1 protein-coding gene (cut by a window edge) is annotated in these 15,676 nt (G+C 65.2%); it reads right to left on the reverse strand.

The window, feature by feature from the left end:
- Positions 1-15,676 carry the final stretch of an amidohydrolase family protein gene (locus NFL01S_RS01370; protein ID WP_157116132.1) on the reverse strand. 46,595 nt of this gene lie beyond the right edge of the window, so only the last 15,676 of its 62,271 coding nucleotides appear in the window; the start codon falls outside the window, past its right edge — the gene reads right to left on this strand; its stop codon occupies positions 1-3.

Below are 15,676 nucleotides of genomic sequence, written 5' to 3' on the forward strand. Positions count from 1 at the left end.
TTACATCGGACTGACGGACGGGATTTCGTCGCGATCGGGGTCCAGGCCCCAGATCAGTTTCGGCGGCTGCCCGGGCATCAGCAGCAGGACCGGAACTCCGCCTTCCTTGTGCTCGTCGATCAGCGATGGTTTCGCCCATCGGTGTTCAGGATGCCATATCTGTAATTGGGCTACGGCGCCGTGTTCGAAGCGGCTTCCGGGCTGCTCGATGAAGTAGCCGATATGGGCTTCGTAGTCGGCCCGGTCGACCTCCAGTGACCCATCCGGCCGGTGAACGGCGTAGATATCGTAATCCGTGCTCACGGGCCGCCACCTGCTATCGGCACCGCGCAGATATATCGCACCGGTCGCGTCGACCCGGGTGTCCTCGCTGTGCGCCATTTCGGGAAGGATCTCGTGATATTCCCGCAGCCGGTACTCGAATCTGGCAATCAACCGCTGCCATACCCGGTCCCATTCCTCATCGGTCACCCCCTCTGGTTTTCCGGGGCGGGCCGGCATCACCGGCTCGAAGATTCCCGCCAAACCCAGATTCCGCGGGTCCGCGCCGAGAACGAGATCGAGCTCGGTGACGGTTTTGACGGACCGTCCGAGAATGAATCTCGGTTTGGGCAATGCCACACCGGATCGCACCCAGCGCACACCGTGCGGGCTGGGCAATCGAATCGACAAGCCACAACCGCGACGATCGACCTGCTGCTGGATCTGCCGTAGTTCGTCGGCTGGGATATTGGCCAGCTCCCCGGCCTGTTCGACGGTGAGTTCCTCGCCGACCGGATAGTCCAGGGACCGGGAGGCGCGGGTGAGCACCTCGGCGACCAGGTCATCGGTCACCGTGTCGAAATCCTCTGCCGAGGCCGATTCCCGGGGCGCTGTGGTGGTACCGGACCGGTCGATCAATGTGGTGACGAAGGCGGTAGCGGCCGATCGTTCGAGCTGCTCCACGACCGAGTCCGGCATATCCATCATCGTCGCGGTCTCCTTGACCGACAGCCCATAGAACATTCTCAGCAGCAGGACATCGCGCAGCGCGAACTTGTCGGTGAATTCGTCCAGGCATTCCCGCAAGCCGGCATCGGCCGCCTGGTGCACCCGCAGTGCGCCGACGTCTTCCGGGCCGGCCCCGGCCGTGGCGAGATACCGATCGACCACCCTCTCGCGCAACCGGATAAAGCCCTGATGGTCCCGAACCGTCCGGACCGCAATACCACCCAGCCACCCGCTGAAGGTATCGCCGTCGTGTATCAACCCGAGTTCTCGCTGCGCAGCCGAGCGGATTTCGCCGACGAGCCGATCCTCCCGCAGCGGATCGGCCGGCAGGTTGTCCGCGGCCGACGTCCAAGCATGGACATAGTCGGCGACCTGCCGAACCACCGCATTCCACAAGCTCTCGAACGCGTCCACGTCACCGCTTCGTGCTCGGGCCAGCAGGCCGGATTCAGCCGGCAGCCCGGTATCGAACCCGGTCTCCCACGGGTCGCCAGGGTCGAGTCCGGTGGCCGTAGGCGTCGGGAACTCGACCGGCGGAAGTTCGGCCGCCCCCTCGGTGACGACCCGCAATACCCGGTCGAGAATTCTCCCGGCGTGGCGCTGAATCCGCCGTACCGCGTCACGATGGGGAGTTTCCAGATAGTGGGCCACCCGGTCGGCCCCCAGCGGGACCTGATCGAGAATTCCCCGTAATCCCAGTACCGCGGATATACGGTCGGGGTAGCCGGCCAGCACGATATCCCACTGGTGTTCGGTCATCCCCGCAACTGCCCGGACACGCGGATCCGGGGTCTCCGAACCACCGGCGGAGCGCAAGATCTCGACCATCCCCGCCCGATAGTTCAGGAAACTCCGGTATGTCCGCAGACGGTCGGCGATCAGCCGATCGAGCCATGCCAGGTCCGAGCCGCCGAAGTCTTCGCGTGTGACATCCTGCCGGGCCCGCGCGAAAACGTCGTGCACCAGCAATTCCACTTCGGCGCTCCCATCGCCGGACTCGGGCCACAAATGCCTCGGCCAACCGCTCAGCGCCTGGCGCACCCGTTCGGTTGTCACCCGCCGCAACTCTGCCCAATCCGGGTGATCCGCCTCGGGAGCCTGGGGGGTCCTCGGCGGGTAAGCGGCGCCGAAATGCGGCACCCCGTGCCAATCGAATTCCAGGAGGAGCGGAAAAACCTGGTCGGGCCGCAACCCGGGCGCACCGGCCGGCGGCCGCGCCGGCCGGATCACGAGAACCGGGCGACCGCCCGGTGGCGCGAACCGGTCCATCTCCCTATCCCGCGCACGTGCCTCGGTATCGTTCAACGGCCACCAGTGGACGATGTCTCCGTGGGTGGCCAGCCCCCGTTCGACCAGCATATCCAGGCATTTCTTGACCAGAACGGCATCGTCGACGGTCCGGCCGTCCGGATAGCAGATGTTGTACACGTCCACATCGACCCGCATCTGTCGCCGCTCGCCTTGGGGACCAAATGTGAATATCTCGCCCCGCGGGGCGATTTCGATGTCAGTGCGCGAGGTCGCGTCCGCCAGATCGGCGAGGCGCTGCGCCTTCAGTTCCTCCAGTATCTTCCTCTTCGACTCGCTGATACGGCCGCTCGGCACCTCGGGTTCGTAGACCACTACCTTGCCCAGCGCCCAGCGCGGTGCACCGAGCTCCAAGTCGAGCAGCCCGATGCTCTTGTATTTCACGTGGCGCTCCTTGGGCGCGCCCTCCCCACTCCGCAAGACTTCGAGGCCGTCGGGGTTGGACGGGCACAAATGGATCTCGACGCCGAGTATGTCGGCCACCTCCTGATAGGCGTCCTGCATGCCGGTGGGAACGCCGTAGTGACTTTCGGCCGCGTGTGCAGTCAGTTGCCCGAGCGGCAAGACCCGGTGGGTGGTGCGATCGATAGTCTGGTCGATTCGCCGGGCTTCGGCCGATGCCAGTTCCTCCGCGGCTTTCGCCGACCGGGCACGTCGCAATGCTTCCTCGAATCCCGGCCAGGCGTCCCCAGTGATCGCGCCGTGCTCGATGATTTCGGTGCATCGCGCGATCGCCAAATCTATCGCCGAGCTTTCGATCAGTTGCCCATGTTCTGCGATGTGCATTTGCCCGGCCACCGATTGGAGCGAATCGACTCTGATATCGCCGACCCGCTCCCGGAGCGAATTACGAATCCTGGCAGCCCATTGCACCGCCTCCGCATCCAACGGCTGCCCGAATACCTTGTCGACATCCGGTGATGCGAAATCCTCGATAAAACGGATATCTATGTCCTCGGTGAGAAAACTCCGGCCGGGATCGGCGGGCAGGCAGACAGCACCGCAGATGTAATCGCCTACTGCTTTGAAATGTAATGACTTCCCGGTCAGCTCGGTGGGTTTGTCGAGGTTCGAAGTCATTGCGCCCCAGCCGTCTTGGGAGAACCAGAGGGTACTGGTCGGAATGGCATCGAGATGGCCGGAGCGTCCGGTTCCCTGCCGGTTTTCAGGGGGTTCCGCGCTTTCCGATTCGACTTCGTATTCGTGAACCCGCGAGTACGCGACGAGCCGGGGGGCAAGACGAAGCGGGCGTGCCGAGGGAAATAGTTCGAAGGTCGCGTTCAAACTCCAGAAGTAGGCTTGGGTCCCGTTCGCGTACCAGTAGTGCCGCAGGCCGGCCGAATCGGGTCCGAGATGGTCGTCCACGAATCGGTTGTCGCCCGGGCCGTCCATGGGAACACCCTTGTCGTGCAGTTCCTGTTCCCTGGCGGTCAGTTGGTAGGGAGGCAGCAGCCGGCGCGATCGCATCCGGAGGGTGCGTAGCCGGTTTCGTTCCGGCTCCGGCAGCTCGCTCACCCGGGGCCAACCGCTCGGCGGCCGGACGAGACGGCGGATCACAGGATCGCACCCCGGTTCGAACGACACCACGGTGAGCTGATCCCTGGCCTCCGCAAACGGTGGGTCCGCCTGGAGCCATGCCCCCCGCTGGATCAAGCCATGCCGCTGGTGCAGTGATATCAGTGTCCCCTGAAGCCGCCTGCGATCCGCAATCAACTCCTCGGGGTGGCCCGGCTCGTATACGCCCGCGAGTTCCAGCCGCCCGCGCAGTGGACGACGACGGCCCTCGATATCGGTACCGTGCAGAATATAGTCGTCGTCGAAATCGAGGTCTCCGCGCTCGGCGTAGATCTGCCATTCACGCATCCGCGACTCGTACCGGGCGGTCAGCAGCTTCGCCAGCGGCATGACATCCGGAGTGGCGAGAGTGCGAAGCCAATCCGGCAGCACCGGCCTGTACGGGCCGACCAGACCCAGGGTGTGCCAGGGCGCGCCGAGAAGATAATCCAGGATATCGCGCCTCGCGATCGAGATATCGGCCGGCGCGGGGTGGGTGATACCGGCCTCGATCCAATGCTGCCCCTCGGGACCGACGGGAATCGCCGTATCCGCGTCGATGCTGCATTCGATGGCAATGTGCAGCCCCACTTTTCCCACCTCGGCCGCGTACTGGAGCCGTTGCTGGTCGGCGACGGTGAGACCCCAGCGAGCCAGTTCCTCCGGCATCGGAGCGTGCGCCGCCTGCGAACAGGATTGCAGGTGTTTCACACGGTCCAGCAGGTCGTATGCGGCATCGACCCAATCCGGCGCCTCGAGATCCGAGTCGGCGCCGAACAGCAGCACATGCATTCGGGTCACCGCGTCCAGCTGTAACCGGGGCATATCGTCCGGGTCGAATCCCAGTATCTCGGCGATCTCCCGCGGCTGCCGATGTTCGATCAGCCACCATCTCAGCAGTTCGGCGGCACCCTCGTCCTCGGCAGCCAGTTGGTGCCAGGCGTCCTGCCAATTCCTGACCGACGATCGCTGCGCGGCACGGCTGGGTGTTCGCAACGGAGCCTGCGCGACATCCCGGAACATCTGCAGCCGATGCGGCGGTACGACCGCACCGCCACTCAGTTCGGCGAACAGCCGCATGATCGCGGTCTCATAGACCGGCCACAGCGTATTCGGCTGTGCTCGGCTGTCATCGGTGACCAGCGCCATCAACAGATCCATAGCGTCCGGATCCGAGCCCAGGACCCGGTTTTCGATGAACCGGCGCATCAGATCGGGGTAGTCCTCGATGGCCGCCCGGATAGCATCCGGTTCCCGCTGCGCCACGCCGCGCAATACCTGCTCCTGCGCGGCCACGTTCACAGCCGGCGTCCACTCGGCGAGCCGGTTGTGCAGGAGTAGGGCACCAGCTGTCGGCGGCCAGGTGGACCTATGCACAACTCCGGTCGTCGGCGACCACGTCTCCTCTTCGACTGTGTCTCGGATATGTTCCGGCGATACCGCGCACACCAAGCGGGCGAGACTGTCCCGTACCTCTTTCGAAAGATGCCCGGTGGCAATCTCGAATGCGTGTGGATCGTGCCAGTGAGCGGCCCACACCTGGGCGGCGATGTCCAGTCCGGTGCGGCGGGCCCACTGCAGATTCGGATCATCATCTTCGACCCCCCGCGGATCCTCACCACGACTCAGTGGTCCGTCGATGTGGCGGTGCTCGACATTGGCCTCGAGGTACTCGCGCAACCACTGCACCGCTTTACGTTTGGCTGTCATCTCCGCATCGAGCAGATCCCGCGCCCGGTCCAGGGCGGACCGGGGTGTCGCCGACTCCGGTTGCGCATGGGACGATGGATTTTCCCTGCGCGCCGACCCGTCGACCGGCCCCTCGTCCGCGGTAACGATCGGGTTTTCACCGCCTTCGAGCACCGGCGCATCCGTAGCCGCGGCTATCGATGCCCGGAGCTCGGGGCGTGCGTGCCCGTAGATCGTCTGATGGGTGTGGAGTTCCAACAGAGATTTCTTCGCTGCTTCGACCCGCGCAGCCCACGGCGCGGAATCGCCCGCCACCGGAGTGCTCCGGATCACTGCTTCCAGAACAGACCCGCTCAGGCCCATAACCGGTCCGATCGCATTTTGATGCAGTCGCCGGCCGAGAGAATTCAGCACGAACTCCGAAAGCGGATCCAGAAAATCGATACGGCGTACCCCGGTCGCAAGAGCCCAGAATTCGGAAACGGCGAAATACCGGCTCCCGCTCGAATCGAATACCAGCCTGCCACGTGGGGAAGAAACCGCCCAGCCGCGCACCCCCAGCAGGTAGTCCAGGATCACCACGCGATCGCGCCGAATTGCGGCTTCCGAGACCGACGGCGCGGACAGACCCTCCCGCGGAATCGAAGTGAACTGCATCAGAACACCCCATTCGCGCCGGAACCTGTTGTAGTAGAAGGTCCTCATCGGGGTGACTTCGAACCCGAGCTTTCGATCGAGCCGGTAATACGCCACCGCCATGGCAGGACCCATACCCTCGGCATCGCCGGGGTCATCGACCACCAGCGGGTGCCAGACATACGTTCGATCCGCGTCATCGGCGAACCACAGAATGTCCCACTCACCCGGCAACCCGTCCGCCGGCACCGACCGGACCGGACCGCGAAGACGGTGGAATGCCAATTCTTCCTCCGTCCACGGCTGCTCGGGCAGCAGCTCGGGTGCAGACCGGCCGGCGGGACGCCACTGGATGATCAGCTGGTGCATCCGGGCCACTGCCCGGCGTTGCAGGTCTTGGATACTGGATAACGGCAGACCACAGGTGCGGGCGAGCTCCCGTGGCAGTTTGCCTGCCATCAGCCATTGCTCGAGAACAGCTGCCGCGTCGGGGTCTTCGGTGGTCAGTGCCTCCAGACAATCCGACCAGATGAAGGGTTCACTACTGGAGTATCCAACGACCTCATCCCAGACCCCCGTGTCTTCAGGCTCCGGCACAGCACTGCCACCGAGTTCGGCGTACAGGCGATACCAGGGGTTGTTCCAGGGCGTACTCAGATGACCACCCGTCGGTGAAATATTCTGCGTATCACTTCGGATCCACTCCTGTAGTGGTTCCCGGCTGTCAGGTGGCGATCCGGATACGACGGTCATCATTTCGTCCGCCCCGGCCTCGGCGACCACCCGCGCGAGTACACTGCGCTGGAAATAGTCGTCGGTAGACCCTCCGGCCGGATTGGGGCGCGCTACAAGCACCATGCCTATGAGATCGGTAACCGCCAGCAGGACCGTGGACTCGATCTCCTTGGTGGATCCGTCACTGTCGAGCCAGTTCAGCAGGCATTCTCGATGTTCGCGCGACAGCAGCCCGGCGACACAGCGAATGCTGTCCCGTTGCCGCGCATAGATACTTCGCAGATGGCCCGGATGGAATTCACCGTCTTTGACCTGCCAGGCGCGTATGGCGAATGCGAGGGAGCTGAGCGACTCGCGCAGGTTGATTGCTTCCCGTTCCAGTACGGCGCCTACACGTTCGATTGCCGCGCCGCGGTCCACCGCGCCGACGTCGTCGGCATGGTTCGGTGCCGGCGTTTCTCCCGTGGAATTCCCGGGTTTCGCGCCCCTGCGCTCGTGCGGGCGCCCTGAACGGTCGCCGCCATTGGTGTCGCCACCCGCCATCGTGAACGACATCGGCGGCGCCATGCCACGAGACATCGCGAATCCGTACGCTGCCTGAGGCGAGATCCGGCCTTCACGCAGGGCCGTCTCGAGCGGCGACGTCGTCGGTATTTCGGCGGCGGCCGATTTCCCAGCGGCGTCGGCTTCCGTTCGACCGCCCTGGTTCCGCGCGGCGGAATCGTCCTTCCGCGCGGTGGCGTCGGCGTTTTCCGTCTCGACGGTCCACGGCGCAGAGGGAGCTGGTTCCGTCCCATTCTGCAGCTGTGCCCGCTGGGCCAATGCGGCGACCAGCTTGCGCAGGCCGTATGCGCGTGCCTCATCGACGTCGCTTTCGGTGACCGTCAGCCGCCCGCCCGTGGTCCGCAGCAGGGCCCGTGTCGCTTCGGCGGCGATCTCTGCGGCCGGTACTTCGAGGCCGAATAGTCTGAGGAGCGATTTCCCGTCGAAGACCCACCGAGTACCTGTATCGAGGTCGCGCAGCGCGGCCAGCAAGTCGGAATCCGTGGCATTCCGGAGCAGTTCGGCTCGGAGGTCATCGTCGGCCGCACCGACCACGGACCGGAAATCGGTGACGATTCGCTGCCGGAACCCCTGCCACGCCGATGCCGCGTGCTCCGGGAGACAATGCAGGTAGTCCAGCAAAGTGGCGCCCGGATCATACAGAGTCGGCAGGTCGCCGACAGACAGTGCCTGCTCCGGCCGTGGACTCGGTATCCGGACGACCCGGCCGCCCGGCAGGACGACCACCATCCATCTGTCCTTGGCGAGCAATCCGCTCCGCTTCGCCGTCTCGGAATCGCTGCGCGTATCCCACTGCCCGCGGAATCCGTGCTGCACTATGCCGAGCAGATACAGGGCCAGGACAAGGAAATGGTAGAAATCCGGATCATCGACCAGCGATTCAGAATTGAATTCTGGCACCGTCGGCGGCGAATCGAAGGAGAATTCCCACTCCAACGGGAATTCCCGCTCTTCCGCCGGTGAATCGGCAGAGAACGCCCCCTCGTTGCGTCTGGTGGATAAATCTCCACCCGCCGACACACCAGCGCTGCCCCATTGGATCACCATACCGTCCAGGTCGGTGATGATCGGCTGCAGTTCACCGTTCGAGTCTCGGATATAGAGGACCCCGTCGATCCCGATCGTTACGTCTACCCACACATCCGGCGGTTCGTGCAGCCATTCGTCCCATTCCCGCAACCGTCTTTCGAACCGTTCGCGTACCGCTTGTCGGCTGCCGGGCGGCAGGCGATCGGAAAGCCATTCGGGTAGCCGAGGCCGATAGATGCCGAGTTTGCCGAGATTCCTCCGGTCCGCACCCAGTATCCAATCGAGCTCGTCCAGTCCCTTCATTGCCAGCCACGCCGGTTTCGGTACCCCCCCGGTATGGGTGCGCAACGGCACCCCGGCCGGATTGGCCTCGCAGAAACCGATCAGCACGTTGAATATTTCGGCCACAGTCCCGGCCACCTGCTGTTCGGTAGCAGTGATACCGGAAAACGCCTCCGCTTCCGCGGTGGTGAGCGCGGAACCGATGTCCCGGTATACTCTCCGGGAATATCGGGCCAGCGAATCGATTATCTCGTCGTGCTCCGCCGGTGTGCGCCCGCAACAAAAATCAGGGGGATACCGCGAATCAATCTCCTCGGCGGCGATCACCACACCCGCGCCGGGAGTGGCTGGTACCCAGGCCAGGGATGCGCCGAAGTACTGTCCGGGATCGGCGTCCGATGGATATTCCGTCACCGGGTGTAGCAGCCTGCCCTCTACGGCGCACAACGCGAGCACGGGCCCCGCTTCCAAGCGCCTCGGGCCCTCGGGCACGCCGAGCTGGCGGTCCGAAAACGATACGCCGGCACGGTCCACTGTCACCAGGACCGGGAACTGCTCCGGGCTTCCGCCCGGGGAAACAACGAGCGCACAGGCCGGCAGGTCGGCAGGTCGCCCGGCTCGGGACAGGGCGTCGACCATATCGCCGACCGATTCGTACCGCCGCCACCTGCCCCCGGTGAGGATTTCGAGGTCCTCGGCGGAAACCCCGATCGCGGTGGGTTCACGGCCGAACCGCAGATCCCGGCCGATACGCTCACCGAATTTCGCCACGATCAGCGGTAGCAGGAATCGCCGGGGCACCAGCGGAACCGGCCCCTGATTCTCGTCCGGCATTTCACCATCGGTCGCCGTGCCCGGACCCGATACCGAGCGAACGGCCGAGAGTTTCCGGGCGCCGGTCGATTGCCACGGAGCCGCCCTCGTATCGAATCGGTGCGCGATGATCAGGCCCACATCCGCCGGGCCCGGTTCCGGGATCTCGACAACCTTTTCCCCGCTGACTCCTCGTCCCAGGCCCGGCGTGCCGAGATATATTGCTGCCGAATAGCTTTCGGGAGCAAGTTCCTCCAGGAGTTGCCGCGCGACCTCCATACCCCGGACCTGTTTGCCTGCGGCGAGTAGATAGTTGGCCGGGGACTGCCCGACCGCGCGCCGCGCCGCGTTATGTTCCAAGAGATCCTTGATCAAGAACTTCGCAGTTGATCCACGACGTCTGACAGTGGAATGTCGATTCGGTTCCAGCTCCCACCACACGATCGTTGCGAACCGCCCGCCCGGTCCGAAGACAATCGGCCGGTCTGCCGGTCTTGCGGCATTCGCCGTCGCACGATTGTGCGCAGTCGCATATTTTAGTGCCTGAAGCGAATGCATGTCCGGCTCCGGCCGAAACCATGTGAGGTTGTCCGCGTCAAGGGGACCGGCCTGGACCAAGATCCGCGGGCAAGGGCCGTCCAGTACACATTTGACAACGCCCAGTTCGCCGCCGAACCACCCGGGGAAATCGGCGGCGGACGTCACCAGAGTCGACCACAGTCGCAGATCCATCCGCTGTGCCGACCGTTCCTTGGGCGCCCATAGACCCGCCTTGGCCGGCCCCTCCGCAGCTACTCGACCGAGTGTGGTCTTATTCCGCGCACGCCGCAGATCCTCTGAGATTCCCGGCAAGTTGCCGACCGCCCACGCGCGGGTTTCGCCGAGCAGCGCCCGTTCGGTGGAATCGAGGCGACGCCACCATTTCCGCACTGCCGCGGTCACCACCCGCGCCCCCGGGTTCGACGCAGCACCGAACACGAGGTCTTTCACGGTGATTCCGGCGGGCAGTTTTTCGGCCAGCCTGTTCAGAAGTTCGTCGGGGTCCGGACCGGCGCCCGACAGGCGCTCTTCCGATTCAGCTCCGACACCGTCGCCGGACATTGTGCGAGCGGTTGTCGTCTGTGCGGTACCCGATCGCATGGGGAATACCGCCGGGCCCCGAGCTCGGTAGGACTCCCCGTCGCTCTTGTCCCCGGCGGCAAGTAGCGGTGAATCCTGTCCGGAACAGAAACGCCATCCGGGAGGCACGATTGATCGGTGCATGCTCAGCGTATGGAGTGGACCGTGCCGGTCATAGACGATCGCGAACACCGGGTCGCCGTCGTAGAATTCGGTACCCCGCAGGCCGCGCAACATTCTCTCTCGCGGCGCCTTGAACAACACTTCCTTGCCGCGAACGGCGAGAACCGACGGCCCACGTCGCTGCTCCGAATCGGCGCCGGGAACCAGCGCCGCCGCGTCATTGCCCAATCGTTCCAGAGTATCCGCGAGATCGCTCAGCGAGCGGAACCGCCGCAACCGCCCGGCCAGAACCTGCTCGAGGACGTCGCCGGGCACCCCCTCCGGTCCGGGTTCGACGAAGAATCGGAGATCCCGGCCGACGCAGCAGGCGAAATCGTTGACCGCAATCGCCAGCAGCTCCCACTCCGTCACTGCGCGTTCACCGGATTCGGGCTCCCATACCGGCGTTCCCAGTTCTTCCCCGTATGTGGCGAGGTAGTGCTTACCGAACGCGGTCGGTAGAACCCGGGCGATCGGCATTGCCGGGTTCAGCGCAGGGTACAGCAACCAGTCCTCCGGTTCCGTCCGCCAGGAAAGTTCCGCCTCGGTGATCTCGTCGTACCGCCCCGTTATGATCCGGACGAAGTTCGCCAACGCCGGAGTCCGCGGCTGTACGTACATGCCATCGTCGTCGAAGCAGTGCGATGCCGGGAAGATGATCCGATGTCCACCGCTCTGTCTTTCCCGGTCCGGGGCGGCGAAATAGGCCTTTGCCGAGTTCTCCAGCAGGGCGGTCGTTTCGAGAGCGAGATCTGGCGCGAGGTACACCGTGCTGACCGATCGCGCGGCGGGTGAGCGATCGAGTTGCCGGCGTGCCTGTGCCACCACCCAGTTCCGGCGGCGCTCGCCGAACAGTGTGATATAGGCCGGAGCCGTGGTGGCAGACCCACTGATTCTTCGCACAGAATCGGTGGTGGCGACCTGCCAGGCCAGCATCGCGGCATCGTGCAGATGTGGCGGTCGGAGAAATCGCACCGGCTCGTACGACACGACCGCTCCCGCGGTGGGGTCGGAAACGAGCGGGTACCGCCGTCCTTCCGGAAGCGTTGCCCACAATGTCGCCCTGGTGAGAGCCGCAGCCCGGCCCAGGGTATCGCGAAATCCGGCACCGTCGGGAAAGTTGAGGGCCAGCCAGGACATCATGGAGGCATTCGGGTCGCCCACACCTGCCACGATCCCGAAATCGTCCTTGCCGCGCACGTAGAACAGCACCCACACCGGAAGCGGAAGGAGCGCCGCGGGATGTCGGATATCGGCCCGGAAAGTGTCGATAACCCGCAATGCATCCGCGAGATCGTCACGTGTCCTGCGCCAATGTCGCCGGTCCGCTCGAGTACCGTGCGTCCCCTCCAGCAGTTGCGACAATTCCTGCACATCCGCCCGCATCGCCCGGAGGTTCGCCTCGGTCCGCGCCTCGGCGTCATCCACCGGAAGGTTGCCGGCCAGGTGTGGATCCGCGGTCATCAGAACCCGCTTCTCGGCGGAAGACCAGCGGTTCCAGCAGTCGGCCACCGCCGTGACAACAGCATCGGCCTGATCCGCCGGCCCGGTACTGCCACGGATACCGTCGAGCGTAACGCCCTCGGGTAACCGATCGGCCAGTTCCCGCCGAAGGCGGTTCACTGTGTATTCATCGCTTCCGGAGCGGTTTCGCGGCCCGGAAACCGGTGCAAACGGATCACTCCGTTCAGGCTCGGGTTCGGGCGGGCGGCCGCGCTGCGGATGTGACCCGATCGCGGTGTCCAGAGCGACACCGGCACCGGCACCTTCGACCGGCTCCCCCGCCCGGCCGAAGTAGACCACCGAAGTCTCCGGCGACACCGCAAACGGATCATCCTGGTACGGGCGCCACACCGGAGACTCTTCGGCCGGATCGAGAAACCATACCGGCGGCGAGTCCGGTGCCGGCACCGAGGCGACCCGGCCACCGCGGGAAATCACACGATCGATATCGTTGGTCCACAGCGTCACATGGGCCCCCACCCGGCCGGTATGAAAACGCTGTACGACCATTGCGAACGCTATATCGCCGGACCTGGCGAGTTCGGCCGCCGCCGAATCCGGCGACGGCACCGCTCGCAGGGGCCGGCCCGCCCGCGTTTCGAACTCTTCCTGTGTATGTGGACCCGGTCCGGAAGCCCCCGGCCCGGCAGAATTACGACCGGCGATACGGTCCTTCTCATCGAACACCCGATCGACACAGTCGCCCCGGTGCCCGGCCGGGTGGCCGGGCAGCCCGGAGGCAGGTGCGGAATGCTCCCCGGACCCGTCACCGCCGGTTTCTGTAGCAATTTCTTTACCGCGGGAGACCTGATCCCCCGGTGCGGATTCCGTACCGGGGGGTAGCGGGGCCGACTCGCCAGAACTGTCACTTTCCCCATCATCGCCCGCGATCTGGGGATCCGAGCTCTGACGTCGGGGAGCCCGCATATAGTTCCCCCGAGGCAGCGGCCGCTTGCCCCCGGCTCCTGGAGGACGTCCCTCATCGCGATAGGCACGCGCTTGCTGTTTTCCGGGCACTACAGCTGAAACGGGAGGGGGCGCATCGTCGAGTGCAGCCGGTAGGGCGGAAGCCAGTCGGCGGAACACGGGCTCCGCATCGACGATCGAATCGGCATCGACAGCCTTGCCTTGTGCCCGCAACCAGAACAACCGGCTCACCAGTGTACGGTCCTCGGCACCGAGAGTATCGAGGGCCACGCCCCATTCCTGAGCGGTGATCAACTCGAACCCAGTTCGCCATGACGCCGGACGGTAGACGGTCGAGACCCACCGGCCGAATCCCACTGCCCGGGTATTCGCCTCCACAACGAATGGAATCACATTATGCAGCAGCCACTCACCCGGCTGCCTGTTGCTGAGTCGATCGACACCCCGCTGGGCCCGCGCGACGATATCGGCCATGGTGAGTCGCGCGACTCGTCCGCGGCCGAACGCTTCGTGCACCGTGCGCTGGATCTCCGGAGCAAAAGGGCGCAGCCATTCGGCCTGGGCGAGCCGTTGTCGCATCCGGGCCTCGTCCTGCTCTGCCGCCTCGAGCCGCGACCGCGCCGCGCGCGCGGCGATCAATCGGCTCGTCAGCGTGTCTGATTCAGCGTCCCGGTGCCAGGCATCCAGAGAGTCCGGCGCCGCCGCACCCGCCGCGACCGCACGGAGCAGATCCGTCCAGCCCATACCGATATCGGTTGCCGCTCGGACCAGATGACCGAGCTGTTCCGCGAGGTGCGCCTGCTGCTCCGGGCCGGATGTCGCGTTCCGCGCCGCGTGCAGCTGCCGCACCTGCCGCACCAGCTCGGCCGCACGGAGAAACTCCGGGCTGCGGAATTCGGCTGTCAACGAATCACAGTGTTCACACAGAGTCGCACTGTGTGCCCGTGCCCGGGCCAGGCCGGCAGTCAGCTGCTCGCACCGGGACGCCAGCACCTCCGGCAGCTCCGCACCGGGGTGCAGAATTATCTGATCTTCCGGCTCGGCCACCACGGAGCTCGGCGTTCCTTCTGAGAGTTCCTCCTGCAGCGCGCTGAGCCACGACGAGAATTCGCCCGCCAGCTCAACGGCGCCGGCGTTGTGGTCCACCGGTCCGTCAGCCGTATCGGTCAGTAGGCTGATCCGGCGCACAGCCGGCTCGGCTTCCGCAACAAGCTCGTCCGAGAGCAGGCCGTCGCCGCTCACCGCCAGGAACAACCGGCCGACCAGAGCCCGGCTCTCCTGATCCAGCAGGGCCAGCGCGCGGCAGATATCCAACGCGGCCGCCCCGTCCAGCACCGCGGCCGGTGCCCCATAGCACTGATGGGCCCACCGGCCGAACCCGGCCGCCCAGTGCGCCGTCTTGCCGGCCTGTTCGAGACCCGTGATTCCTTCCCGCTGCTTGATCTCGGCCACTGTCTGCCGGGACTGTTCGTAAACAGCCTCGACAGCTCGGGCCGCGGCATCCTGTTCGGCGGCGCCGGGCTCGTTGCCGACCCCGAGCGCGTCGTGGACCAGTCGCGGAATATCCAGTTTGAAAGTTTCAGGGAACACCGCGCACAACCAGTCGAACGCATCCCGAACGGAATCAGGGATGTTCTGATCGGCGATCTCACCTCGGCGGGCGCACTCGATGAGGCCCTTCAACTCGGTGAGGATCGGGACCGCGACATCGCCCGGCGGGGTCGGTACCGCCGGGTCGGGCCGCAATCCTTCGCGCAGATACACCTCCACCGGCACATCCACCGCCACCACAGCGATCTTCCCGATCTCCGGTGCGATCTCCCGGATGAAAGCGATGATCCGCCGCGCATGCTGTGGTGTGCAGACGAGAACAATGGGCAGTGGGCCGGTGTCCGGACCTTGCAGGACACCGGTTTCCCGCATCTTCTCGACGAAGTTACGCACGTTCTCCCGGGTATTGCGGGCGTGCGGGTCCTCGATGATCGGAATCCCCCGCAGCCCACCCTGTTCGAGCCGCCGCCGCCACTCCGCCGATTCCGGCTCCGCGTACATCGACCCGGGCGCCAGATCCCCGGAGGGCACCGCGATCTGGATAGCCTGCCGGGCCGAGCCGGGCAGATCGCCGACCCAGTTCGTGAACTGGTACGGCGTACCGTCATCGTCGTTACCCGGAAGGAACGCGGCGACATAAGCGGTTCCGGGGTCGAAACTCCAGTCCTCGTCCAATGGTGCCGTCCGATTCGGCCTGTTACGCAGGTAATCCCAGACGATCCCGAGTTTCGCCAGGACCAATCGCGAATCGGCACGCCGATCGAGACCGGCGAGCCAGTCCCGCCATCCGTCGGGAGGGACACCCAACCAACCG

This window comes from Nocardia flavorosea NBRC 108225 (assembly GCF_001613385.1).
GTDB lineage: Bacteria > Actinomycetota > Actinomycetes > Mycobacteriales > Mycobacteriaceae > Nocardia > Nocardia flavorosea.